Raw genomic sequence first — 21,777 nt, 5'->3', positions numbered from 1 at the left:
CACGGCTGCCTCCGTCCGAGGTTAGAGCTGGAGTAGCGCGCCCATGCCTGGACGGCGCGAGGGCGGAGAAGCGGCCGCTGCGGCGCCGCCGGTGGTGCCGATCATGGCGCCGAGCCAAGCGGTTCTCTTGTCGCTGCCGGTGCACGTGCCGGTGACCGGGCCGGAGTTGCCCGCGGTCGGCCAGGAACGGTCAGCCAGCGAGACGACCCCGGCAGTGTTGTAGCGGCTGGCGAAGCTTGTGGGTTGCGTCCACGCGCCGCCCGCCCAGTTCGTGCCACCCCAAACGAGCAATCTGTCCGGGCCCAGCGAGGTGACATCCACGGCGGGTGTGACGGTGTCGTTGGCAGTGTCCTGGGCCGTATCGGTGGGGCTGTCGAAAGGTGTCCCGCTGGCGACGACGTTGTTGTAGAGGGTGGAGAACGTCTCCACATAGCGGTCCGTACCCCACGAAAACGTGTAAGGCCCCAGGTCAGCGCCCGTGAGCCTCTTCCACCACACGTACAGGCTGTGGGAGCCACTGACGCCGGTGATCTGGGACGGGATGCCTTCCGCTGCCGTAAAACCGGCCGCTGGGGTGACGGTGAGGGCGTCGCCGTCCAAAAACATGGTGACCAAGACGAGCTTGCCTGCCGCCGTCCCCTCTGGGGCCGCGATGTCGGCCGACGCGAGAATGTCGACCACGGCGGCGCCCGCCGCTTCGAACGCTGGAGCGGCCATCGCCGTGCGGGACGCTAGATGCCGGTGGCGTCGAGGGTGAGCGCGCCGACCGCGACCGTGATCTGGCCTTGCGACCCGAACGTCTCGGGGATCACCTTCTGGAAGTACAGCTCTCCCGAGCCGGTGATGTTCACCGACGCGCCGCCGCTGGTCAGCGACACCTCAAACGTGTCCGTCGCGCTGCTCACCACGAAGTAGATCGTGCCCTCGGTCAACCCGGCCGGGAGCGACTCGGCGAACACGTTGTAGACCATCACCCGGTCGCCGTCTACAAGCCCGTGCCCTGCGGACTGGATCGCGTCCGCCGTCACCCCAGCCGTGTCGACGGTGCCGAAACCTTTAACCGTGCCGTTGATCGGCGCATACCCCAGGAAGTTGTTCGTGTTGCCCGTGCTCGCGTTCCAGAAGGTCAGAAACCCGTAGGTGCCGCTGGGTACGTCGAACGTAAGCGCGCCGGTGTTGGAGACTTGGCCGCCGGACGGGGTGCCGAACGTGACAGCCTGCCGCGCGTAGGCCGGTGAGCCGCCGGTGGCTTCCCCGGCGTTCGCGTTCGTCCCGGTGCCGGGATCTGTCAACGTGTGAACGCCGACATGGGTGATGATGTTGGCGACGCCGCCGCCCGTGCCCGACTTCAGGGACGAATTCTTGCCGAGGTCGTTGAACGGCATGACAGTTCCTCCGATGCGGAGCTCGGCGAGCGGGCGTTACGGGTTGTCGTGGTCAAGCCGGCGCTCGGTGCGGGCGGCTTGCCAGGCGGCGAAATGCGAGGCGATGTTCGCCCACAGGCTCATCAGGGCGACCCATGTGACGCTGTCCCGCCACCACAGCAAGGTCGGCGGAATCAACGCGATCCAGACGAAGGTCAGGGCGAGATGGAGGCGCGGCCACCAGCGTGCCTGCTGGTGCTGATCGGCCACGTCAGCCCGCGGGCATGGTGACGGTGCCGCTGGTCAACTCGACCGTCACGCCGACGCTGATCGTGAGCGTGTTCAGGTTCATGTCGGCGCCCGACGTGCCGACGCTGCCGTCGAACACGGTGTTGCCCGAGCTGTCTTTAGCGCGGAACCAGCCGGCCGTACCTGCGGCGCTGCCCGTGGTCGAGCGGGGCGTGCTGGCCAGGTTCGCGACGCCGTTGGCCGCTGCGCCGAAGGCAGGGTCAGCGAGGGTGAAGGTGGCGAGCACGGTGCCGCCAGCGGCGTCGTTCGCCGACGCGGGCTGGCTGCCCGACCGGACTTCGATCGTGGCCGCGCCCGCGCCGGCGTCGAGCGCGTCAACGATCGCGTCACAGGCCGCGTTGCGGACCGCGGTGGGGATCCGGAAGGCCATCGTTCACCTCGCCCTTCAGGAGATGTGGAGGTCGAACGGGCCGAGCACCGGGATTTCGGGGCTGGACGTGATTTTCACCCAGACGCCGTACGTCGTCCCCTTGACGAGCGGCAGCGCGGTCGCCGGGCCGATCAACACAGCGGCGGACGTGCCAACCCAGGACGCTGACTTCCAGTCGCCGGACACCGGGTCCTGACCTTGCGCGACGATCGCCATCTGCACCGTCAACGAGGTCAGATTCGCCGGGCCGTCCACGATCGGGACCTTCACGTACTCGGTCGACAGGCTGGGAATGGTGAGCAACCGCGGCACCTCCCGGTCAGGTGGTGGGCGTGCCCGTCTTCCAGCCGCGGCCAGCCGTTCCGGACTTCCACGAGCGGTCGGGGGGCGTCGACTGCCAGCCGCGGGCCAGGGGTCCGGGGGTGACGGTGATGTCGTTGGCGGGGATCTCCACCTCGCCCGCGAACGCTCCCGCCGCGGCGGGAATGGTCGAGGCCGCGCTGCCGGACACTTCCACTGTGGCGGCCATGGATGCGGTCGCCGCGGGCAGGACACCGGCGAGATGGTTCGTGTTGAGGTTTCCGGTCAGGTCCGCTGTCGCGGCCGGGGCGAGGGCGGTGAGCGTCCCTGAGACGGTTACCGTGCCCGCGCTGGAGGCGGTGGCTGTCGGGAGGGTTCCGGCCAGGCTGCCCGTCACCGTGTCGAGGACGCGGACGCCGGTGCGGTGCCGGCCGGTCGACCACGAGATCGGCGGCCCGTCGTCGAGGGCCGCACCGGTGCCGCCGCTGAGCGTCTGGCTGTTGCCGCTGAGGTCCGTGCCTTCGACCCGGACGAACGGATACCAGGCGCGCAGGTTCGCGGTGCGTTGCGGCAGGTATTGCCAGGACTCCAGCTCGAGCTCGTCCATGGTCAACGCGGCATCCCAGGCTTTGACCGCCGCGATGCTGCCGTTGAGCCACTCGGACGCTCCCTGCCCGTCGCCGATGCGCAGGGTGGCGGCGGAGATGGTGACGTTGGCCTGGGTCGGAGAGCCGCCGACGAACGTGGAGGAACTGGCGGTGCGGATGCGGACGCGGGCTTGGCCGGGGTTCGCGGTCGATGACAGGCCGATGAACGTCCACTCGTCGATGACCAGGGTGTGGCCGGCGAGCCCGAACCAGCTGTTGCCGCTGGTCTGGAAGGTTAGGGCGGTGCCGTTCCATGCGTTGACGCGGAGATAGGTGGCGCCGGCGCCGTCGTCGATCTGCCAGACGACGGTGGTCGCGGCCCGGTCTACGGCGAGTTTCGCCCAGCAGGCGACGCTCCAGTTTGTGACTGTGCCGAGGCCGGTTGACCTGGTGTAGGACTCGCCGTCGGCGTCGAAACGGACAGCCACCGGGGAGCCTCCTACGTGTCGCTGTAGGAGAGCCGGACCGAGGTGAGGATGGCGTCGCCGGTCAGATCGTCGCCTGCGTCGGAGACGAGCCGGGTGACTTTGATCCACACTTCGTCGTCGGCGGCGACCGAGTCGAGGTTGGTGATCGTGACCGTGGTTTTCATCAGCTTCTGTGGGCTGGTGCCGCCGAGGTCGGTGCTGGCCTGCTGGTTGGCGGCGAGCGCCTTTGTTTCGACGTTCTGGGTGTCGACGCCGGGTGTGATGGCGGCGATCGCCACCTGCCAGGTCACCCCGTCTGACGCCGTGGTGGAGGTGTCGGCGTACCAGATCACGTCGCAGGTGATGTTGCCGGAGCCGTAGCCGAAGGTGGCGAATTTCCAGTAGGCGACCTCGCTCGCCGAGGCATCGTAGGCGAGCCCCGACACGGTGAACTGCGACCCGTAGTTGCGGACGTACTGCGGGAATGCGGACGGCCCGAACACGGCCTCTTCGGGTGCGAGGTATTGGCGGACGGTGGCCACGATCCACCCCCGCCTAGCCGAGCATCGAACGGGTGTACGAGAATGGCGGGATGGTGATCGTTCCCGGAACGTGCGCGGAGTGGCATCAAGACCCGCGCCCCATGCTGCGGCAGGCCACGCTCGACGACGCCGGCCCGCAGAGCAGCGTCCACCCGCGCAAAGTCGTCGACGTGCTGTGCGATGACGGCCAGTGGCATCCTGGCGTCCTCGACTGCTGGCATCAAGGCCGTGCCGGGCTCGACTGCCACATCGAGTGGAGCGCCACCCCGTACCGCCGGTACATGGGCTGGTTCCGGTACAGTCCCGCCGCGATCCGGCTGGTCGACGAGAACTAGGCGGCGTTCCGCCAGCGTGCGCGGAGTTCGGCCCGCAGCCGGTCACGTCCCTCCGGTGTCGCCGGGACGTCCTCGCCGCGCGCCATGCACCCGTCGATCGTGGCGAGATCGTCCCAGTCGTAGTAGACGGCCCGGTCGATCGTGCCGAGCTGGCGGGCGGCGTATCGGCGCGCCCACTGCCGGATCGTGACCGGCTTCCGGCGGAGGCGTTTCGCGGCGGTGGTGGCGGTGACGGGCTCGGGGTCGATGGTGCACCCCCGGAAATGCGCGAAGCCCCCGCGCCTGGGCGTGAGGGCATAGGTGTCGTGACTGCAGGAAGTGTTACACAAGGTCCTGACCGCGTTCAACCCGGCGTCACGCCCAACCATTCTGCGACGGTCAACGGCAGCGCCTTGTCGGGCACCAGGAACGGGAGGGTGTACGGCACGACGAGCACGCCGTCGGCGACCGGAAACAGGTCGCACGGCAGACGCTCGATCTCAGACATGGCACACATAGATACCAGCCGACTACAGAAAGCGGCGAATCTGTGAGAGCCGCTATCAGCGGAGTCGCGGTCATCTCGTCGCTCATGCGGTCGCCCATAAGCGAGCAGTTGCAGACAATCAGCAGTACGCCGAGACTTCCCGCATGAGCATCGACAGCCACCTCGTACGCCGACTCATCTCCGAGATCGACAAGCGGCGGGCCACGCTTCATCTCCCGTGGGAGAAAGTCGCGACACGTGCAGGCATCTCAACATCTCATCTCCGGCGTATCCGTACCCAGCAATCCCCGCTGAGCGATCTCATCAAAGCAAAGCTGGAACGCGCGCTCGAATGGGAGGCAGGCACCATCGACGGCCTCCTCAAGGGCGACATGTCCACATCTGGCAACAACAATCAGGAGACCGGGCCGCACCGATTCAAGGATCCGGCTGCGCAGCACATCTGGCAGACGCCCGGCGTCGCAGAGCAGCATCGACTGGCGCTGATCTACATGTTGCAGGCGCTGCGCAGAGCCGATGTCGAAGGCGCTCAGCCCTGACGATCAGAACCATCGCTCGATCTGGAGCGCCTCGTAGAAGTTTTCGGACAGGTTCCGCTCGTTCGGCACGTACGCGTAGCCGGGCGGGACGATGTAGGTAGGCACGACCTCTATGAGATCGGCGATACCAGCCTGCTCGGCGGACGCGCGGACCCGGTCGGCATCGTCCGGGTTGCATGCCACCTCAAGCGGTGTGCCGCCGTTCATCTGGGTCCTGAACTTGAGGTCGGTCAGCCAGTCGCTCACGGCCGCGCCCGCAGGAAAGCGACCAGGTCATCCACGCTCGATCTCCTTTTGCGACTCGGAGAGCATGAGCCCGGCGACGACTGTTCCCACCGCGTTCACAACCGCGAGCGCACCCGAGACCGGGCCCACCCACAACGGGTGATCATCCGGGTTGCCGAACCATTCGCCCGTCAGCAGGTACACCACCACGATCTGACTTCCAGCCACCAACGCGAGAAAGACGACCGTTCTGGCAATCACATGGCCCCAACTTGGCAAGTCATTCACGCTACTCACCCTCGCCTTCCTCTCCTGCGCCTGGCGTACTCCGATTTCATCGCCCGCCGCCGTAACCGTTCCTCCTCGGAGGGTTCGCTCATCTCCAGCGCGTTCCCGATGACGGCGAACACCCGGCCGATCTCGACGAAGTTGCGCGCCATCTGCTCGGCGACGGGCCGGAATACGTCAACGATCGCCTGCATCTGACGGCCGAACTGCTCCAACGCCTGCTGCGTCGCCTCGGAATCGATGCGCGGCGGCGCGGGCAGCTGGAGCGCGTTGGGCGGCTCGGATGTCCACTCCATGGCGTCTTCGCTGTGCCCGTCCCAGTGGATGACGTCGTCGATCTGGTCGAGGATGTCCTGGTCACCCATCGGCCGATCACAACCCTTCATGCAGATCGCGCAGCAGCTCGTCCAGGTCCGGCTTGGCGTCCACGCGCAACCAGTCGGGGAGTTGGGCGCGGGTCTGATTCTGCGCGTTGTAGACGTCAGCAGCGTCCTCGGCACACAAATCGATCCAGTCGCCCGGCTTCATGTCCCGTCCCGCGAAGCGCCCATGCTCGCGGGCGATGAACGCGGTCTGGGCCCGCTTGCCACAGCCAGGGCGGATGCAGTCGTGGACCTCGTCGTTGACGCGGTGGTCGATCCGCTGGGCGTCGTTCATGGGGTGCATCGGGACTGTCTCCTCACTGCTCGAAGATGCGGTCGACGACGGCGGCCCGCTCGGCGGCACCCGCCCGAAAATACCGGGCAGTCGTGTCCAGCGAAGAGTGCCCCATCAGGGCTTGGATCTGGGCGAGGTCGGCGCCGCCCTCCCGCAGCCGGGTCGCATAGGTGTGGCGCAGCCGATGCGGACGCAGCCCCGGGATGCCGGCGTCTTCGCCGACGGCGAGCACGACTTGGGTGATGCCGGAATCGGTGAGGCGGCCACGCTGCCCGGTCCACAACGGACCGTCTGCGGTGCCGCGCTCGTCCAGCCAGGCGGCGAGATGCTCACGGGCGACCGGCGGCAGCGGGACGGTGCGGACCTCGTCGCCTTTGCCGTGCAGGCGCAGGCTGCCGGTCCGAGCGGTGAGGGTGAGGTCGGCGTAGTCGAGGCGTCCGCATTCTTCGACGCGGGCGCCGGCGTACAGCATGGTCGTGATGATGGCCCGGTCTCGGGCGCCGCGGCGGGCTGCGGCCCGCTCAACCCGGCCCTGCTCGGCGCGGGTGAGTGCGGGGGGCTCGCCGGGTTTCGGGATGCGGACGCGTTTGACGTCGATCCGGATGCCGGTCTGGGCGTAGAGGAGGGTGACGGCGGCGAGCGCCTGGTTGATGGAGGCGGCGGAGGCTTTCGAGGCGATGAGGTGGCGCCGCCACGTGGTGACGGCGGCCTCGGCGCCGACCACATCGGCGAAGGCGTCGTCGTGGTCGGCCTCGGGTCCGGCCAGCCAGTCGACGTAGGCGCGCGACTGCCGCTTGTACGCCTTCACCGTGTTGGCCGACAGTTTGCACCGGTCGAGGTGGCGGTGCAGCGCGGCGAGCGCGTCTCGGCTGGCTGTCGTGGTGTCGGGGGTGGGGTGGAGCGGGATGACGGAGGCGCCCACAGAGTCTCCTTATTATCCGCTGAGTTTCGCCACGGGTTTCCGTGCCCCGGAGGCGACATTATCCACTGAGATCCTACGCCGTCTCAGCGGATAATGTCAGTTATCCGCTGAGACCAGCGAGGTCGGTTTCGGCTCTACTCCCTGACCGGAGGTAGGCCAGCGGCGTCCGCAGCCTCGACTGCGATAGAGAGGTCGAGGTCGGTCACATCCACCTTGTAGCGGCCGATCAACCATGTGAGCACGCGGCGGCGCTCGGCTGGGTCGAGGGGATCGAGGGCGTCGAGGGCGATCTGTGCCGCGTTAAGTTCCGGCAAGTGGTAGGCCACGGCCGACTCCTTCGGTAGGCGATCTGAACGCCCATTGAGTCACGGGAGTGTCGCGCCTATGTCGCACGGCGCGAACTGCCGCCCCGCATCTCCCCGTCCTCGTCGACGCCGAGATGATCGTGGACGGCCTGCGCCGTCTCCTCGTTCGGGCCAGCGCCCTTCTCCCCGCACGAGCACCACCACGTGCTGTGCCCGGTCGCCCGGATGACAGGGTTGCCGTCGCCGTCGAAGGTCTCGTAATCGCCTTGATCGACCTTGACCTCGTGGCCTGCCACGGTAATCGAGTTTCTCATCTGGTACTCGACTCCTGATCTTCGGCGATGATCTGGCAGATACGGGCGTGGCTCAGCTCGTACCGGGCGGCGAGGTCGGTCCTGCTCTCGCCCTGCGCGTATGCCGTTCGGATCTCTCGGTCGCGGGCCGCGTGACGTCCAGGCGGCACCCCCGTGCCTCGTCGTCGGTGTGAGGGCTTGAACACCTCAAAGGTCATCGGCTGCTCATCTCCTCGTCGGCCATGCTCGCCAACATCGTCGCAGCCATCGACAACTCCGTGAGTTGGTCCGGCATCATCGTCGCCAACGTCAACCGCAACTGGGCAAGGTCGCCTCGGTACGCCCACCCCATCGCCGCCTGGCCGGCAAGGATCCGGTTCGCGTGTTCGAGGCTTTTCGAGACGGCGGCCATGGTGCGGGCGAACGCCTCCCAATCCGGCTGACCGCTGCTCATGGCCGCGTCTCGATCCGCTTGATGCCGCCCTTCAAGTTCACCCGCACGTATAGCCGGGTGTCACCGGGGATCTCGTGGCGGAGCGCGTTCTGCACGAACGCCGCCAACTCATCCAGCGTCATGCCGGACCTCTGATCCTCAGCGTTCGCGCTCGCGCTCGTTGTGATCACGATCCCTCCGCTCCAGCGACCAGGGCAATCGCCTGATCTGGGCTTTCGCAGTCAGTGGCCCTGATGAAGTTCTCCCGCTTGATCACCTGGGGAGTATGGGCGGCCGTCTCGAAGTCCCAGACGTCGTACGACCAGGTCTTGATCTTGCCCCACGGGCCCCATTGGCGAGTTCCTTGATTCCATCGCCGTTCCATGCCTGCGCCGTACCGAACCACTGTTCGTGGATCCCGGCTGAGAAGCTCCATCTCGCGCACGTCGCCGTCAGGCAGCTTGCTCGCAAACCGCTCCGCTGTCCGGCCGTCCTCGAACACTGCCACAACCGAGTACTCCGAGTACTCGCCCTGCGTGACAAGAAAGACCTTCACACCGGCGGGGGCAGGTTCGACGATCTGGGAGGACGCGGGATCCGCCTTGCGGGGCTCGGGCCACTGTACGTTCGGGACCTGGCCTGGTCTGGTCTTTCTCATGACGCACCGACTTCCTGCTGCTGGTGGTCGTGCTCGTCGGCCTGCTCCGCATACTCGCGGTCATGCTCCGCCTCGTTCAACAGGCGGCCGCACAGGCACTCGTAATACCCGTCATCACGCCGCGAGACCTGGCGTTCCCGGCAGCGCGGACACCGGATCGGCGACCGGCGGCTGGCCGGATCCGACTTCGACATCGCCCGCAACCGGCGCTGCCACCGCAGCACGCCCAGCCCGAACTCGACGCTGCCCTGGTGCAGCAGGATGTCGTCGAGCTGATCCAACAACCAGCCCACGCACACCGCCCGTGCGTGGGCGCCGCGGGCCCGATGCGGGCGCGGCCGATACCCGCGAGCCTGCCGCCACTGATCCTCCACCTCCACCAAGAACCCGAACACCTCGTCCAAGGTGTCGACGATCGTCTTGTGGTCCGGGGCGGTCGCCCCGTTCGGGCCGGCCAGGGCGGCGCCGCGATGCCCGTCGACGGCAGCGGCCAGGAGTGCGGCGGTGTCGTCGAGCTCGGCGAGCGCGCCGCGGATGAGGCGGGAACAGCCGGGGTCCCAGATCGGCGCGCCAACGGTGAACGGAGTGCTCGGCAACTCAGGTGGTTCCGGCCGAGGTCCGCGGTCGTCGCCTGGCAGGGCGAGCCATTCCTGCATGGCGGCGACGTGCTGGTCGACGGCCAGGTCGTAGGCGTTGACCGCCTCCCGGTATCGGCGGTTGCAAACGCCCGGACACGAGTTCGGGTCGATAGGCACGGTGTTACTCCCCCTCGGTGGTGCTGTTCTTTGCGGGTAGATCGCGGGTGGCCAGGCGGTAGAGCAGGGCGAACGGCAGCGCAACTATGACGACGAGCCAGACGAGCGGCCAGATGATGGCGGCCATGACGTCGTCGTCGTCGCCGAGCCGGAGCCACTCCCACCGTCCGTCGAGGATGTTGGCGGCGCGGGCGGTCGCCATGAACCCGGCCGCGTAGAGGGCGAGGGTGGCGAGGATCCAGAGGCCGGTCATCGGTGTACCTCCGTGGCGAGGTTATAGAAGATCAGGGCTGGCACGGTGAACGCCGACATCAGAGCAACCAGTGCCACGCCGCCGAGGATGACGAAGTCGATCGTCTTGAACGCCTGAGAACGGTGGTTGAGCAGGAAGATGATGCGTCCACTCACCCGGTTCCCTGCAAAGCAACTGATTACGGCAGTGACGATCCAGGCGGCAGTCATCGGCGCCGCCGGTGGTATTCGCGCTTCACCCGCCGTGCGTGCGGGCCCGGCGTCTGCCAGAAGGTTTGGTAGAACCGCCAGCCGAACCGGCCACGGCCCCGCAAGGTGATCGTGAGCCGTTTCGGCGCGCTCCAATCCGGCAGCGGCTTAGGTTCAGGCTCGAAGACGAGTCCGTCGTCGTGAATGGTGCCGATCTCGACCCAGCCAGGCTCGTCGAGCGGCGTGCCGAGCGGGGCGATCCAGGCCCGGGCGCCTTGCTGTTCAAGCATGGGCTTCTCCGATCTGGCGGGCGATCCACTCGGCTGCTGCTCGCGACGACTGCCGGTACGGGTGGCCGTCGGCCGGGTGCGCCCAGGAGTCGCGGCCCATGCCGCCGTCGTTGATCCGCCGGCACTGATGGGCATCGCCGCACGTCACGCATGCCCGGGCGGCGGCGAGCAGTTCACGCTGCGCCTGGGTGGCCAGGATCGGGGCGGCTGCCTGCACTGCGACCTGGGCCTCGGTCTGCCAGTGCTCGGGAGGATGGCTGGAATGGCCGGAATGGCCGGAATGGCCGGAGAGCGCGTCTGCTGCGGCTTTCACGGCATCTTCTGGAAGGTTAGCCACGGGTTCCTCCTTCGATGGGGTTGCCGTCGGCGTCCTCAACGGTGCCGCCGTCCAGAGCGGCCAGGATTTGGGCGCAGGCGTGGGCGAGGCCGACCCACATCGAATCGCCGTCCTCATCTGCGCGCCGCATACCCGCAGCCCGCCACGACTCGGCGACCGCGCGCGCCCTGACGTGGAGGCACCGCAGATGCTCGTTCTCGGCGACCGCCCCGTCGTGGTCCGCAGCAATGCAGCGGCTGGCGGTGACGGTGTCGGCGAGGATGTGCTCTGCTCGTGTGAGCCGTTCTTCGGGAGTGGCGTCGTTCCAGCGGTGGATCCATTGGGCAGGGGTGTAGTTGGTGCCGGGTGTCGGGAGGTCGTCGGCTTCGCCGGCGCGCAGCCGGGCGACCTCTGCCAGCGCGCGACGGCACTCGTTCACCGCCTCCTCACGCTGAGCGAACGCAGTCCGCTTCTCGCTCACCTTCTCGGCGAACGCGGTGATCGGCACGCACTTGAAGTGCCGCGGACCGCCACCGTGATCGCCGAGCTGGGCGCGCAGCGTTTCCAACGCGGCCTCCGTGGCTTCGAGCCGGGCCCGCAGATGGTCAAGCTCAGCGGTCGCGATGAGCGTCATGTCGGAGGCGGGCGGCTCGTGGTGGATGATCCGGGTGATGTGGCGGCCGTTCTCGTCCACCGCTTCGACGGTCTCGTAGTCTCGGTCATCCACGGCGTTCCCTCGCTCTCTTGATCGCGTCGATGGCGGCGTCCACGTAAGGCGCACCGGCAGTGCCGATCACGCTGGTGGCGCAGGCCCAGTAGCCGCGTTGCCACTCGGATGGGTCGGGCGGGCATTCGCCTTCGAGGTTGCTGGTCTTGATGTTGGCGATGACCCGGACGATCGCCGCTTCAGCCAGCTCGGCGCGCTTGCGGAGGTCCTCGTTCTCGGAGCGCAGCGTCTCTACATCCTGGTCGCGTACTGCGATGACGGCGTTCACGATGCTGCCGATGGGGATGATCTGGCTGTGGTCGCACAGCACAGCCTGCTCGCCCCAGGCTTTCATGGCTGCGTCGGTGCAGCGCTGGCGGTAGTCGTCATCCACGGTCGGGCTCCTCTCCGCCGAGGGCGCGCCACGTGGCGCACGGCCAGACGTTCGTGCACGTGCCGCACCAGGGCCCGTGTGGGTTGCTGTCGTCGCGGCCGTGGATCTCGCGGACGCGGGCGATGGCGGCCTCGGCGTCGGCCAGGAGCGCGTGCGCGCCGATGCTCGCTGTCTCGACGACGCGCAGCCGCTCCAACTCGGCCTCGGCTACGGCCAGCTCGGCGGTCGCCTCGAGGTAGCCCTTCTGCAGGCTTGTGATGAGGTGCGCGGTGTCGTCAGCCACGGTCGGCCCTCTCGCACTCGATGTCGCAGTAGTCCTTGCCGCCTGGGCGGGACAGCCGCACGGGCAGGTGGTCGGGGATGGAGCGGCGGGCGGTCTGCGCCGTCTTCCCCGCCGCCAGGAGCGTGGCGCAACCGTCACAGACGATCGTCACTTCAACCGACATTCGGCTCTCCTCTTATCCGTGGTAGTCGGGCGACTGCTGGTCGATCACGTGCCGCTGGTACTGCTCCAAGCATGTTCTGTGCGGCACAGCATTGCGGAGGTCCACAGAAATAGCCGTAGACGGCGCTGTGGCGGCCGTAGAGCCGTTTACGGGGGCGGTCGCGACACTCTGGACGCCGGAACCGGGAGAATCGCGTACAGGGCCGCGCACGCGGGTCCGCGTCCTCGAGCAGACCGCGCACCGTTCGGTGACGAGACGGCCGATACATTCGACCTCGACCCATCGGTGACGGAAATGCATCAGACGCCACCGCCAGCCAGTCCGGGCGCAGGGTCAGGCAAGCGGCGCAGGCTGAATTCGATGAGATCCGCAGTCGGCGCACTGAAGTGCATAGCCGCGACCATGCTGACCGACTCGTAGCTGCAGGTTCTCGATCCTGTTGTCGTGCCCGTTGTTGTTGATGTGATGGACAGTTTCGCCAGGCAGCAGGGGACGTCCGAGGTGCCGCGCCATGACGAGGCGGTGTTCAAGCACGAGTCCACCCGCCTGACGCATGCAGGCCATCGGGTCTGAGTCGTCAACGCGAACGCCGAGATAAACCCCGTCCTTGCCAATTCGAACCTTACGCGGACCGAGGGCACTGCCACGTTCTGATAGATCGATGTTGAGAAGCCTGAGCGCTTGACGCACGGCGCGCTGTGGAACCTGAAGTTCCACCCCAATGTCGCGGATCGTTCTCCCGTTCCGATACAGATCCACGACACGTTGCTCCTCGTCCGCCGAGAGCACATATCGTCTGCGACGTGTGCGAACCCCTTGCTCATGGAGTGTTCGCAACACCGCGTCCTCTGGCACGCGAAGGGCGCGTGCGACCTTTTTTGAACTCTTGGTCTCCTTGTACAGGCGCACCGCTTCGCTTGGGTCGAAGGGGATCCGACGGTAGTCCGCTGACTGTCGGCGCTCAATCCCCGAGCGCTGCAGGCTTGCTCGCACCACGAAGCGGCTAAGGCGCAGTTCGTCGGCGATGGCATCGAGGGTCTTGCCTGCCACATACATGGACGCGATTTGCTGATCGTCAACTGCCACCTTGCGACCATCTCGAATATCGATGCCTTGGCGGCGAAGGGCTCGGCCCACAGTGTCGGCCTTGACACCGAGGCGGAGTGCGACTTGCCGCATGTTGAGGCCCTGCTCGTAGAGCCGAACGGCTTGAATATCGTCAACCTTATAGACGCCCATGCATCCACCGTAATTGCCACCACCGACAAGGCAGTAGCCGTGGACGGGTTGAGCATCACCCAGCCGCACAGCGGCAGGCTCGATGCCCACGTGCGCCACAGCGTGTACCGGAACGGACCGTCGATCACCGCACCCGACGTCGCATCGTCGGCGAACAGGGCGTCCTGAACGAGCATCACGTCCCCACCTCTCCTGCGATGGCCAGCAGTTCCCGCGGCACCAGCTCGGTGATCCAGCCCGGCCACGCCGTCCTCAACCGGGCCCCCGCACTCTGGCCGACCGCCTCGAGCGTCCGCTGCAGCACCGCGTCCAGGACCCGGCCGATCACCCCGGCGATCAGAGCACCCTGAGCCTCAGCCAAGCGAATCTCCCGGTCGGCGATCCCCATGTCGTGCGCCACCTTCGCGTACCGGACACACCGGTCCCGCTCCTCCGCCTCAAGCTTGGCCAGCGCCCGAACGGCCTCGCCCGACTCGTACACGCCCACCGACGGCGACGCGCTGAACGTGTGACCGACCAGGCCAGCGCCCTGACCGACACCGCCCGGCCGAGGCGGATCCGCAGCCGCCACCTGCCGCTCCAACAGCCCGGCGTAGACGTGGACGCGCGCCCACGACATCTGCAACATCGCCATCACGGCTTCGCTCGGCGACACATCCTGGCGTCCGGGGTTCGCACGCCACGCACTGAGCGCCTCACCCTTCGCGCGGGCGACGTCGGCGCGTTGGCCGGCGTGCATCCGGCACGCGTCCAAACCGGAGATCGCGGCACCGTGGCACACGCCGCCGCCCTTACGGCTCTTGGCGCATTCGACCTGCTTGTGCTGGTCGCACCAGCGGCCCGGGCGCGTGGGGTCCGACTGGCGTGTGGGGTCGCCCGCAGCCGTGGTCATGAGCCGCTCGCAGCGCCGTCGACGCGGCAGTTGGTGAGGTACGCCTGGAGTCCGCTGTCGGGGATGCGGAGTGACCGTCCGACGCGGATGGTGCCGGGGAACTCGCCCTCGTCGGCGAGCCGGTACACGGTCATTTTCGACACGCGCAGCTTGGTGGCGATTTCGGCGATGGTCCAGAACGGGTCATCGGTGGGAGTCGTCATCGAACTGTCCTTTCGGGGTGGTGGGCTTCCACATGCCTTCGCCTGTGAGCCAGCCCCAGGTGCCGTAGCGGGCGCGGAGTTCGGCGTCGAGGGGGACGTGGCGGTTGCGGGTGAGGAGGCGGAGTAGCCGCGGCCAGAAGATGCGGAGCATCAGAACCGCCACCACCCGTCCCAGCCGGGCGGGAGTTCCGGGTAGTTGGCGAGCATCGGCCGCAGGACGGCGAGGTGCTGGTGTTGCTGCTCGAGTGTGCTGTTGCCCCAGTAGGAGGTGCCGTCCCAGCGTCCGTCGCAGTCGCCGCCGTACCGGCCGTCGGTGTGCCGTTCGAGGAACTGCACGGCGTCGGCGGGTTGCTCGTCTTGGGAGTCCCACAGGGTGCCGATGCAGGCGACGGTGACGCCGCGGCGTCGGCGGTACCAGACGGCGTCGATCCGGCCGCGGTAGTAGGTGGTTCCGTCGTGGCGGGGCTCCAGCGTGCCTCGCAGGCTGGACAGGTCGACGGCGTACGGCCGCCGCGAGACGAGGAAGCGGTTGTCTCGGATCACGGGGTGCTCTCTTCGTTGAGGTGGACGATGTAGGGCTGGCGGCACTGGCCGACCCGATACCGGCGGCCAGGCGACGGTTGGTGCCAGTGCGTGCCGTCGCAGTGCGGACACAGAACGACGGCGCGGCCGCCGATGACCCGGGCTGGCAGCACGAGGGTGAGCAGGCAGACTTCGACGGGGCCGGTGCGGGGTGGGCGGCCGCAGACGATGGCGCATCCGTCGGGGCAGATGCCGGCGCCTTCGATCTGACCGCAGGTGAGGCAGGTCATGGCGCAGGGGATGTGCTGGGGCCATGGTCGGGGCAGGCCGAGCATGTGGTTGCGGCGCCGTCGTGGTGCCGACTTTGCGGCCGGCTTTGAGGGAGGTGCCACGTCCGCGAACGGTGTCGGCTCGTCACCCCAGAGGGACGGCTGCGCGTCGAGGAGTGCGGTGCGTCGGCGGCCCATCAGACGGGCCGCCTACGCGAAGGTGTACAAGGTGTAGGTGTACATCGGGTTCGGCGCGAAAAAAAGACTCGCTGCAAACCTACTAAAACCCCTGACCTGCAATTATGAGTTTCAAAATGTGCTTCGCGCGTTTGGGGTATGCCAGACCCCGTGTACATGTACACGTGTACACCCGATTTCGGGGGTGTACGCCGCCCCGTGTACACCGACAAAACGGACATCATGACGGCCTCGCATCTCCCGGCGACACCTGGTCGCCGTCGCAGGAAATCCACCCCAGCGCCTCAGCAAGATTCAGCGCCGCAGGCAACAGATCACGGTCGCGGTAGGCGATCGCCTTCGCGAGCGCGCCCCGCGTCATGCCTTCGGCCTCGTGTACCCTCTTGGCGGCACGCCGGGCGACCCGCTCGACGTTGCGGTCAGAGTTCGCCTTCGCCGTGTGCGCCCGAAGCTCCCGGTCGATGTGCAGCTTGGTGCGCTTCTCGTGCTCCTCGGCCGCCTGCCGCGCGGCATGCTCGAGCAGCGCGTCCCGCAGTTCGCACGACGTCGCCCACATTTGCTCGGCGAGCTGCCAGTCCTCGGCTGTGACGTCGAGCCGGTTGTCGAGGATGGCGAGCAGCACGCTGAGCTTGACGAGCATGAGCGGCTTGTGCGAGTCGAGCGGCGGCAGCGTGAGTTCGCCGGTCGCCCGGGCGCGGTCCTCGGCCCTGATCTGCCGCAGCAGCGGCGTCGCGAACGAAATCTTGGGGTCGATGCCGAAGCCGCGCCGGATCAGCTCGAGGTCGAGTGGGCCGGGCTCTTCGACGACGTCCTCGGGTATGGACGGGTCGGTGGAGGAACACCACAGAAACCGTTGCGGCGTACCGGCGGGCGCGTCCTCGAGGAGGGGCAGCGCGGTCTCGGGCTGAAAACCGACGACCATGCCCAGCGAGTAGGTGCCGGATTCGATGACCCGGGTGTTGACCTTGTGACCGTTGAACTGGCCGATGGTGCCGCCGGTCCACGCGCGGCGCAGTGATTCGCCGACGGTGGCGCCCAGCCTGCCGAACAGCTGCTTGGTGAGGGATTCGCCTTCGTCGGCGTAGAAGAGGGCGTTGTGCCGCACCTGCATACGCACGGTCTCGGTTTTGCGTTCGCCTTTGCGGGGGCCGCTCCGGTACACCTCGTCGGTTTCGACCTGCTGCTCGCCCATGTATGCCTCGGCGATGCCTTCGCCGGATCCGAGCGGGAGTTCGTCGAGGAAGTCGATGCGGGGCGGGCAGGGCAGGAGTTTGCGGGGGATCCACGCAGCGGAGCTCTTTCCGGAGCCGGAGGCGCCGAGCAGGATGACGAACATGTTCATGCTGGCGGGTGAGCCGACGCCGGTGTCTGCGCGGAGTTCGGGCGGCAGGAGGCTGGAGAGGCGGGCGAGCATGCCGCCGAGGACGATGTCGCCGGAGCGGGCGCGGGCGTGGGCTGCTTGCCGGATGTGGCGGAGGGTGGGGCGTGCGTCCCAGAAGTCGTCGGGGAGGAGTCCGCGGCGGCGCGCTGGCGGCGCCTCCCATCCATCGTCGTGGGGCTCGGTTGCGGGGTCGTCGGCGGGATGCGGCGGCAGGTCGTCGACGCTCATCTCGACGGCGGCGGGGGCGGGCCGGGGTGCCCGGTCGGTGAGAGGGCTGCCGTAGCCTTCGGCGCGTAGCGATTTCGCCGCGGCGCTGAAGCTGGCCTGGCTGGTAGCGCCTTCGGTGACGAGCGTGTACGCGGCGAACTTGCTGTACGGCTTGCGCGGCTCGAAGATCGTGCTCGTGGAGAAAACGTACAAGTTGTCGGCGCCGGTGCGGCCGGTGGTCGCGGAGACGCCGCGGTCTTTGCCGGCCCGCCGCCAGTAGGTGGTGCCGCCCCGCCAGTAGACCTTCGTCCAGCCGAGCCGGTCGATAAGGGTGTCATCCCAGGTGGCGCGCTGGTTGTAGTCGTCGCCGGGCCGTAGCCCATCTGATCCGTTGACCCGGTCGGTTGCGGGGCGGCGGGGCGCAACCTGCTGGCTGATCTCCTCCTCTTCGGGCGGCATCTGGTTGAGTGCGCCGGTCAGGTGGTGGAGGGCGTCGCGGTCTTCAGGGGAGATGAGCGGGATGCTCATGTACCCGCCGGCCTCGAGCGTCCAGCCTCGCCCGCTGGGGTGGGTGCGGCCCGCGGAGGGGGCGATGATGACGAATCCGCCTTCGCCGCGGGTTTCGATGAGTGTTTGCGGCACCTGCTCGCAGCGGGTGATGTTGTCGAGGCCGCGCTGCCGCCGCGCCCGGGCGGCAGGGTCCTTGATGGCGTCGATTTTGGCTTGTTCGCGCTGCTTGTAGGCGGTGAATTCGTCGGGTGTGGAGGGGCGTTCGGCGAGTTTGACGTTGCCGGCGACCGGTCCGGCGACCCGGTAGAGCAGGTGGATGCCGCCGGACGGTGTGGTTTCGCGGTAGCCGTTGAACACGGTCCGCCAGAGGTCGCCGAGCCCTGATGCTTCGGCGATTTCGGCGGCTTCGGCGACGAGCCCTTCGGTGACGGCGCGCCCTTCGAATTCGAGCATTTCGAGGTTGCCGGAGATGCGTCCGCAGACGATGCCGAACCCGTCGTAGCGGCCGTTGGCGAACCAGCGCTCGATCTGTTCGCTGGTGGGCTGCTGGGTTTCGTAGGTCTTCCAGCGGGGACCGTCGGGCCAGGGCTGTTTGGTGCCGTTGGCCGCGGCGGGGATGATGCACAGCCCTGCGGTGAGGGCTGCGCGCGCGGATTCGCGGAGGGCGCTCACGGCGCCTCCGGCGGTTTGGTGGCGTGTGGGGCCCCGGCGGCGCGGCGGCGTGCCGCTGGTGGTTCTGGGTCCTGCTGGGAGGCGTTCAACCGGTCCCCCTGGATCGTTCTCGGGTGGAGCTGCGGGCGGGAGGTCTTGGGTGGTGCGCGAGGGTTCAGCGCCTCAGAACAGGGGGTCTTGGGCTCGCCCCTTGAGCGGCTCCTCTACGACGGGCCCTGCTTTCTGTGCGAGGGCGCGGTGTTTGGGTGCGCAGTCGTCGCAGGAGAGAGCGCTGTAGAGGCTTTTGCCGCGGACTCGGCCGGTGATGGTGCGGGTGGCGGGCCGCCGGCAGGTCGAGCAGCGGCTGATCCAGGGCATCGGTGTCCCCGCTCATGCGATCGCCTCGTCATCCCACAGCGCTGGCTGATCCTCGTGCTGTCTGGGATCGGGCTTCGGCTTGGGCTGCTTGAGGCCTCGAGCACGTTCGCCCGGATCCTGGGTGCGCCATTGGGCGATGCGGCAGTAGTCGAGCGAGCGGTCGACGCTGATGCCGTGCCGGCCGTACAGGTCGGCGATCAAAGCTGTGGTGCCGGTCCCGCCAAACGGATCAACGATGACCGCGGGTCGGGTGGGTGCGTCGGGTGTGGGGCATGCGCAGGCGTAGCCGGTGATCCGGGTTTCCGCGGGCGCGAGCATGGTGCCGGACGCAGGCTTATATGACCTGCCGTTGGTGCGGCCGGCGATGGTGGGCGATTCGCGCCAGATCATCGGCTTGCGATCGGCAACAGGGCGTCGCCCTTCGCCGCAGGCGGTGCAGATGCCGGGCGGGGACCAGCCGCGGATGATGCGCCGCGGGAACTCCATCGGGAACGCCGCGTAGTGGTCGACGCCGAGGTGTTCGGGCACCTTGAGGGGTTGGGCGGCGACATTCCACACGCTGCCGGGAAGTGCGCCGAGCGGGTGCCCATCGACGCCGACCTCGTCGCGCTGGCTGGTGGAGTATGTCTGCGCGGGCAGTACGCCGAGCTGCTGGCGCTGCTTGTGGCCGTTCGGTCGTCGCTGCGGCTTCATACGATGCGGCTCTCGGATTTCGTCCACGGCGGAGTAGTAGCGAGGCCTCGAGGTGAAGTGGAAGATCTGCTCGTGGGCGCGTCGTACTCGGTCGGTCACGCTCTCCGGCAACGCAGAGACTTTCTCCCACACGATTTCGGCGCGCAGGATCAGCTCGAGCTGGTCGACACAGCCGAGCGCGTATCGCCAAGGCAGCCCGATGAGGCTCTTGCCGGGGACGCCGGTGGTGTTTCGGCCGCCGCGGGCGTCGCGGCCTCGGCTGTGGTGCAGTCCTGCGCCTTCGGAGCGGGAGGACCAGCGGGTGGCGTACTTGTCGCCGAGCACCACAAAGAGGCTGCCCTCCGGCTTGAGGACCCGCATCCACTCGCGGGTGCACTCCCACAGTGCTTCGAGGTACTCCCACGGAGTGGGCTCGTTGCCAATCTGGCCAGGCAGGGACTGGTCGCCGTCGCGGTAGTCCCGTAGCCCCCAGTACGGCGGCGACGTGCAGATCAAATCCACGGAGTTGTCGGGGAGCGGGAGCGCGCGGGCGTCGCCGCGGATGATGGTGACGGTCACCTCGATGCCTCCGCGGTGTCGATGGTGAGGGTGATCCCGTACGCGAGTCGGATCCGCTTTCGTCCGTTGATGTGGGCGCGGGCGGCGAGCGCGGCGACGTCGACGGCGATGCCGGCGTCGACGAGGCGGCCCATCAGGTCGGCGACCTGCAACTCGTGCTGGGGCCATTCGCGGTTGTGACCGGTGCCGCCCTGATGGGCGGGCTGCAACCAGCCCTTACGCGTCCAGTGATCTATTCGGCGGTAAGAAACACCGCGGTCGAGCAGGTCCTGCAAGGTGAGGTTCTTGCTCATGCCGCAGCCTCCTGACGCATGTGGGCGGGCAGATCGAGTCCTGTCGCCGCGGCGACGACATGCATGGCCAGCAGCGGCGGAACCGCGTTGCCGATCTGTTCGAGCTGCTTGGTCCGGCTCCCCTGCCAGGGGTGGTCGGCGGGAAAGGTTTGGAGGATCGCGGCGTCCTGGACGGAGAGGCGGATGGTGTCGCGGCGCCCGCCCCGGTAGGCGGGCAGATCGTCGGCGTCGACGATGCGGGTGCAGTCGATCCAGCGGCCTGCGTCGCGCTCGCCGTAGAGGGTGGCGCGGGCGCCGGATCCGCCGACGCATGACGGGTCGGGTCCTCCTGCGGCGGTGCCGACGGCGATGGTCAACGCGGGGCGGGCGGTCATGCCCCAGCCGATCGCGTCGGCCATGGATATCCACGGGCGGAGCCAGAGAGCTTCTTGGCCTTGGACGGCGTCCTTGCGGTAGCGGTGGTGGGTCGGCTCCGGCAGTCGCGCCTTCCCGGACAGGGATGCGGCTAGGAACGCCCGGACGCGGGTCTGCGGTACGCCGTACTCTTCGGCGGACAGCCGCCCGGTTGCGACGCTGTAGCCTTCCGCCCGCAGGATGCGGGCGAATGCTTCCCATACGGGGAGCACGGTTGATACCTGCTCCAGCAGCACCGTCTTGTAGGGGCGCCCGGCGTCGATCGCCTCCAGGGCCCATCGCAGCGGTTCGAGTACCAGGCCGGTCCGATCGTCGTCGAAGCCGGCGAGGGCCTGGGTGATGTTCTGCCGGGAGGCGAGATGGGCGGCTAGGGCGAGGACGGTGTCGAGGGCGGCCCGGCCTCGCCCCTTGCCGCCGACCGAGTACGGCTGGCATGGCGGGGAGCCGATGAGGTCGGACGCTTCGGGGAAGTCGGCCGGCCCGTAGTGGCGGACGTCGCCTTCGACGGTTGCCAGGCCGACGGCTCGGCGGGTCTCGCATGCTGAGTGGTCGCGTTCGATGCCGGTCACTTCGAATCCGAGCCGGGTCGCCCCGATGTCCCAGCCGCCAGGGCCCGCGAACAGGTCAATGATCACTCCGTCACCTCCAGGCTTGCGCGGGCGAGGAGGATACGCAGCGCGTACGCCGCCTGGGCCGGCACCACGCCTCCGCCGATCACCTTCAGTTGGGCGTTGCGGTAGCCGGCCAGGCTCATCCCGTCAGGACGGGGGATGCCGGTGACATGGCCTTCAGGGAGGCCCATCATCCATTCGGAGAAGGCGGGCGCTAGCTGATCGCGTCCAGATCGTCCAGGCTGGGTTGGTCGGGGTGCTCGCCGGCCGGACGCCGCTTCCCAGCGGCGGATCGCGAGCCCGTAAGGGCCCCAGTCGATATGGCCTCC

General features: G+C 68.0%; 41 protein-coding genes and 1 pseudogene. 2 read left to right on the top strand and 40 right to left on the bottom strand.

Annotated features, from left to right (window positions below):
• Nucleotides 1-21 precede the first annotated feature (21 nt).
• Genes ID574_RS07955 through ID574_RS07925 form a run of 7 tightly spaced genes read right to left on the bottom strand, consistent with a single transcriptional unit; the run spans nucleotide 22 to nucleotide 3,939 of the window.
• Nucleotides 22-717: a hypothetical protein gene (locus ID574_RS07955; protein WP_188188037.1), complete on the bottom strand. Its 696-nt coding sequence runs from the start codon at nucleotides 715-717 to the stop codon at nucleotides 22-24.
• 14 nt (nucleotides 718-731) lie between these two features.
• Nucleotides 732-1,385 (bottom strand): phage tail fiber protein, encoded by a 654-nt coding sequence (locus ID574_RS07950; protein ID WP_188188036.1) that lies wholly within the window; start codon nucleotides 1,383-1,385, stop codon nucleotides 732-734.
• 36 nt (nucleotides 1,386-1,421) lie between these two features.
• Nucleotides 1,422-1,634, bottom strand: coding sequence for a hypothetical protein (locus tag ID574_RS07945; protein WP_188188035.1), 213 nt, complete (start codon nucleotides 1,632-1,634; stop codon nucleotides 1,422-1,424).
• A gap of 1 nt (nucleotide 1,635) precedes the next feature.
• Entirely contained in the window at nucleotides 1,636-2,043 is a 408-nt protein-coding gene (locus tag ID574_RS07940; RefSeq protein ID WP_188188034.1) for a hypothetical protein, read from the bottom strand.
• 15 nt (nucleotides 2,044-2,058) lie between these two features.
• The gene (locus ID574_RS07935; RefSeq protein ID WP_188188033.1) at nucleotides 2,059-2,346 is read right to left on the bottom strand and encodes a hypothetical protein; all 288 of its coding nucleotides are present in this window, start codon (nucleotides 2,344-2,346) and stop codon (nucleotides 2,059-2,061) included.
• A 16-nt stretch (nucleotides 2,347-2,362) separates the two neighbouring features.
• A complete protein-coding gene (locus tag ID574_RS07930) occupies nucleotides 2,363-3,418 on the bottom strand; it encodes a LamG-like jellyroll fold domain-containing protein (protein ID WP_188188032.1) in 1,056 nt (351 codons plus the stop codon).
• Between the two features lie 11 nt (nucleotides 3,419-3,429).
• Nucleotides 3,430-3,939: a hypothetical protein gene (locus ID574_RS07925; RefSeq protein ID WP_188188031.1), complete on the bottom strand. Its 510-nt coding sequence runs from the start codon at nucleotides 3,937-3,939 to the stop codon at nucleotides 3,430-3,432.
• 50 nt (nucleotides 3,940-3,989) lie between these two features.
• On the opposite strand from ID574_RS07925, the gene ID574_RS07920 reads away from it, so the two are divergent.
• A complete protein-coding gene (locus ID574_RS07920; RefSeq protein WP_188188030.1) occupies nucleotides 3,990-4,274 on the top strand; it encodes a hypothetical protein in 285 nt (94 codons plus the stop codon).
• Here ID574_RS07920 and ID574_RS07915 read toward each other — a convergent pair.
• Both ID574_RS07915 and ID574_RS07910 read right to left on the bottom strand, forming a co-directional pair.
• Nucleotides 4,271-4,642 carry a hypothetical protein gene (locus tag ID574_RS07915; protein WP_188188029.1) on the bottom strand — a complete coding sequence of 124 codons (372 nt, stop codon included), beginning with the start codon at nucleotides 4,640-4,642 and terminating at the stop codon, nucleotides 4,271-4,273. The two genes, ID574_RS07920 and ID574_RS07915, sit on opposite strands and share 4 nt — an antisense overlap.
• Nucleotides 4,618-4,761, bottom strand: coding sequence for a hypothetical protein (locus ID574_RS07910; protein WP_188188028.1), 144 nt, complete (start codon nucleotides 4,759-4,761; stop codon nucleotides 4,618-4,620). The genes ID574_RS07915 and ID574_RS07910 overlap by 25 nt, the downstream gene beginning before the upstream one ends.
• Before the next feature lie 143 nt (nucleotides 4,762-4,904).
• Here ID574_RS07910 and ID574_RS07905 point away from each other — a divergent pair, with 143 nt between their 5' ends.
• Nucleotides 4,905-5,300, top strand: a complete 396-nt coding sequence (locus tag ID574_RS07905; RefSeq protein WP_188188027.1) for a hypothetical protein — start codon at nucleotides 4,905-4,907, stop codon at nucleotides 5,298-5,300.
• A 3-nt stretch (nucleotides 5,301-5,303) separates the two neighbouring features.
• On the opposite strand, the gene ID574_RS07900 is transcribed toward ID574_RS07905, so the two are convergent.
• The 31 genes and pseudogenes from ID574_RS07900 to ID574_RS07755 all read right to left on the bottom strand — a co-directional run bounded on the left by ID574_RS07900 (nucleotide 5,304) and on the right by ID574_RS07755 (nucleotide 21,642).
• A complete protein-coding gene (locus ID574_RS07900) occupies nucleotides 5,304-5,546 on the bottom strand; it encodes a hypothetical protein (protein WP_188188026.1) in 243 nt (80 codons plus the stop codon).
• Nucleotides 5,547-5,573: 27 nt separating this feature from the next.
• Nucleotides 5,574-5,813 carry a hypothetical protein gene (locus tag ID574_RS07895; RefSeq protein WP_188188025.1) on the bottom strand — a complete coding sequence of 80 codons (240 nt, stop codon included), beginning with the start codon at nucleotides 5,811-5,813 and terminating at the stop codon, nucleotides 5,574-5,576.
• 5 nt (nucleotides 5,814-5,818) lie between these two features.
• The gene (locus ID574_RS07890; RefSeq protein WP_188188024.1) at nucleotides 5,819-6,178 is read right to left on the bottom strand and encodes a hypothetical protein; all 360 of its coding nucleotides are present in this window, start codon (nucleotides 6,176-6,178) and stop codon (nucleotides 5,819-5,821) included.
• Nucleotides 6,179-6,185: 7 nt separating this feature from the next.
• Nucleotides 6,186-6,470 (bottom strand): hypothetical protein, encoded by a 285-nt coding sequence (locus ID574_RS07885; protein WP_188188023.1) that lies wholly within the window; start codon nucleotides 6,468-6,470, stop codon nucleotides 6,186-6,188.
• Between the two features lie 22 nt (nucleotides 6,471-6,492).
• On the bottom strand, nucleotides 6,493-7,392 hold the full coding sequence (locus ID574_RS07880) for a tyrosine-type recombinase/integrase (protein WP_188188022.1): 900 nt from the start codon (nucleotides 7,390-7,392) through the stop codon (nucleotides 6,493-6,495).
• 134 nt (nucleotides 7,393-7,526) lie between these two features.
• A complete protein-coding gene (locus ID574_RS07875; RefSeq protein WP_188188021.1) occupies nucleotides 7,527-7,718 on the bottom strand; it encodes a hypothetical protein in 192 nt (63 codons plus the stop codon).
• A 56-nt stretch (nucleotides 7,719-7,774) separates the two neighbouring features.
• Nucleotides 7,775-8,011: a hypothetical protein gene (locus ID574_RS07870; protein WP_188188020.1), complete on the bottom strand. Its 237-nt coding sequence runs from the start codon at nucleotides 8,009-8,011 to the stop codon at nucleotides 7,775-7,777.
• Between the two features lie 193 nt (nucleotides 8,012-8,204).
• On the bottom strand, nucleotides 8,205-8,444 hold the full coding sequence (locus ID574_RS07865) for a hypothetical protein (RefSeq protein ID WP_188188019.1): 240 nt from the start codon (nucleotides 8,442-8,444) through the stop codon (nucleotides 8,205-8,207).
• A complete protein-coding gene (locus tag ID574_RS61490; protein ID WP_262495949.1) occupies nucleotides 8,441-8,566 on the bottom strand; it encodes a hypothetical protein in 126 nt (41 codons plus the stop codon). Before ID574_RS61490 ends, ID574_RS07865 begins: the two co-directional genes overlap by 4 nt.
• 44 nt (nucleotides 8,567-8,610) lie before the next feature.
• A complete protein-coding gene (locus ID574_RS07860; RefSeq protein ID WP_188188018.1) occupies nucleotides 8,611-9,081 on the bottom strand; it encodes a hypothetical protein in 471 nt (156 codons plus the stop codon).
• Nucleotides 9,078-9,836, bottom strand: a complete 759-nt coding sequence (locus tag ID574_RS07855) for a hypothetical protein (RefSeq protein WP_188188017.1) — start codon at nucleotides 9,834-9,836, stop codon at nucleotides 9,078-9,080. The genes ID574_RS07860 and ID574_RS07855 overlap by 4 nt, the downstream gene beginning before the upstream one ends.
• A gap of 4 nt (nucleotides 9,837-9,840) precedes the next feature.
• Nucleotides 9,841-10,089, bottom strand: a complete 249-nt coding sequence (locus ID574_RS07850; protein WP_188188016.1) for a hypothetical protein — start codon at nucleotides 10,087-10,089, stop codon at nucleotides 9,841-9,843.
• Nucleotides 10,086-10,298 carry a hypothetical protein gene (locus tag ID574_RS07845; protein ID WP_223166459.1) on the bottom strand — a complete coding sequence of 71 codons (213 nt, stop codon included), beginning with the start codon at nucleotides 10,296-10,298 and terminating at the stop codon, nucleotides 10,086-10,088. Before ID574_RS07845 ends, ID574_RS07850 begins: the two co-directional genes overlap by 4 nt.
• Entirely contained in the window at nucleotides 10,295-10,567 is a 273-nt protein-coding gene (locus ID574_RS07840; RefSeq protein WP_188188014.1) for a hypothetical protein, read from the bottom strand. Before ID574_RS07840 ends, ID574_RS07845 begins: the two co-directional genes overlap by 4 nt.
• A complete protein-coding gene (locus tag ID574_RS07835; RefSeq protein WP_188188013.1) occupies nucleotides 10,560-10,904 on the bottom strand; it encodes a hypothetical protein in 345 nt (114 codons plus the stop codon). Before ID574_RS07835 ends, ID574_RS07840 begins: the two co-directional genes overlap by 8 nt.
• A complete protein-coding gene (locus tag ID574_RS07830) occupies nucleotides 10,897-11,610 on the bottom strand; it encodes a hypothetical protein (protein WP_188188012.1) in 714 nt (237 codons plus the stop codon). Before ID574_RS07830 ends, ID574_RS07835 begins: the two co-directional genes overlap by 8 nt.
• Entirely contained in the window at nucleotides 11,603-11,983 is a 381-nt protein-coding gene (locus tag ID574_RS07825; RefSeq protein WP_188188011.1) for a hypothetical protein, read from the bottom strand. The genes ID574_RS07830 and ID574_RS07825 overlap by 8 nt, the downstream gene beginning before the upstream one ends.
• Nucleotides 11,976-12,266, bottom strand: a complete 291-nt coding sequence (locus ID574_RS07820; protein WP_188188010.1) for a hypothetical protein — start codon at nucleotides 12,264-12,266, stop codon at nucleotides 11,976-11,978. The genes ID574_RS07825 and ID574_RS07820 overlap by 8 nt, the downstream gene beginning before the upstream one ends.
• The gene (locus ID574_RS07815; protein ID WP_188188009.1) at nucleotides 12,259-12,429 is read right to left on the bottom strand and encodes a hypothetical protein; all 171 of its coding nucleotides are present in this window, start codon (nucleotides 12,427-12,429) and stop codon (nucleotides 12,259-12,261) included. The genes ID574_RS07820 and ID574_RS07815 overlap by 8 nt, the downstream gene beginning before the upstream one ends.
• Before the next feature lie 333 nt (nucleotides 12,430-12,762).
• Nucleotides 12,763-13,515 (bottom strand): HNH endonuclease, encoded by a 753-nt coding sequence (locus ID574_RS59570; protein WP_223166458.1) that lies wholly within the window; start codon nucleotides 13,513-13,515, stop codon nucleotides 12,763-12,765.
• A gap of 218 nt (nucleotides 13,516-13,733) precedes the next feature.
• Nucleotides 13,734-13,844 (bottom strand): annotated as a pseudogene (locus tag ID574_RS62705) (hypothetical protein); the annotation flags it as partial.
• Nucleotides 13,844-14,560 carry a hypothetical protein gene (locus ID574_RS07800; protein ID WP_188188008.1) on the bottom strand — a complete coding sequence of 239 codons (717 nt, stop codon included), beginning with the start codon at nucleotides 14,558-14,560 and terminating at the stop codon, nucleotides 13,844-13,846. The gene ID574_RS07800 and the pseudogene ID574_RS62705, both read right to left, overlap by 1 nt.
• On the bottom strand, nucleotides 14,557-14,763 hold the full coding sequence (locus tag ID574_RS07795; protein WP_188188007.1) for a helix-turn-helix transcriptional regulator: 207 nt from the start codon (nucleotides 14,761-14,763) through the stop codon (nucleotides 14,557-14,559). The genes ID574_RS07800 and ID574_RS07795 overlap by 4 nt, the downstream gene beginning before the upstream one ends.
• On the bottom strand, nucleotides 14,744-14,914 hold the full coding sequence (locus ID574_RS07790; RefSeq protein WP_188188006.1) for a hypothetical protein: 171 nt from the start codon (nucleotides 14,912-14,914) through the stop codon (nucleotides 14,744-14,746). Before ID574_RS07790 ends, ID574_RS07795 begins: the two co-directional genes overlap by 20 nt.
• A complete protein-coding gene (locus tag ID574_RS07785; RefSeq protein WP_188188005.1) occupies nucleotides 14,914-15,306 on the bottom strand; it encodes a hypothetical protein in 393 nt (130 codons plus the stop codon). Before ID574_RS07785 ends, ID574_RS07790 begins: the two co-directional genes overlap by 1 nt.
• The gene (locus tag ID574_RS07780) at nucleotides 15,303-15,575 is read right to left on the bottom strand and encodes a hypothetical protein (RefSeq protein ID WP_188188004.1); all 273 of its coding nucleotides are present in this window, start codon (nucleotides 15,573-15,575) and stop codon (nucleotides 15,303-15,305) included. Before ID574_RS07780 ends, ID574_RS07785 begins: the two co-directional genes overlap by 4 nt.
• Before the next feature lie 397 nt (nucleotides 15,576-15,972).
• Nucleotides 15,973-18,522: a bifunctional DNA primase/polymerase gene (locus tag ID574_RS07775; RefSeq protein ID WP_188188003.1), complete on the bottom strand. Its 2,550-nt coding sequence runs from the start codon at nucleotides 18,520-18,522 to the stop codon at nucleotides 15,973-15,975.
• A gap of 369 nt (nucleotides 18,523-18,891) precedes the next feature.
• Entirely contained in the window at nucleotides 18,892-20,130 is a 1,239-nt protein-coding gene (locus tag ID574_RS07770) for a DNA-methyltransferase (protein ID WP_188188002.1), read from the bottom strand.
• On the bottom strand, nucleotides 20,127-20,423 hold the full coding sequence (locus ID574_RS07765) for a MerR family transcriptional regulator (RefSeq protein WP_188188001.1): 297 nt from the start codon (nucleotides 20,421-20,423) through the stop codon (nucleotides 20,127-20,129). Before ID574_RS07765 ends, ID574_RS07770 begins: the two co-directional genes overlap by 4 nt.
• Complete coding sequence (locus ID574_RS07760; RefSeq protein WP_188188000.1) at nucleotides 20,420-21,472, bottom strand: DNA cytosine methyltransferase; 1,053 nt, start codon at nucleotides 21,470-21,472, stop codon at nucleotides 20,420-20,422. The genes ID574_RS07765 and ID574_RS07760 overlap by 4 nt, the downstream gene beginning before the upstream one ends.
• Nucleotides 21,469-21,642 (bottom strand): hypothetical protein, encoded by a 174-nt coding sequence (locus tag ID574_RS07755; protein ID WP_188187999.1) that lies wholly within the window; start codon nucleotides 21,640-21,642, stop codon nucleotides 21,469-21,471. The genes ID574_RS07760 and ID574_RS07755 overlap by 4 nt, the downstream gene beginning before the upstream one ends.
• Nucleotides 21,643-21,777: the final 135 nt, after the last annotated feature.

This window comes from Nonomuraea sp. SYSU D8015, from assembly GCF_008065375.1.
Lineage (GTDB): Bacteria > Actinomycetota > Actinomycetes > Streptosporangiales > Streptosporangiaceae > Nonomuraea.
Note: the sequence above shows the minus strand (reverse complement) of the source record. Positions and strands in the feature narration are given on the sequence as shown.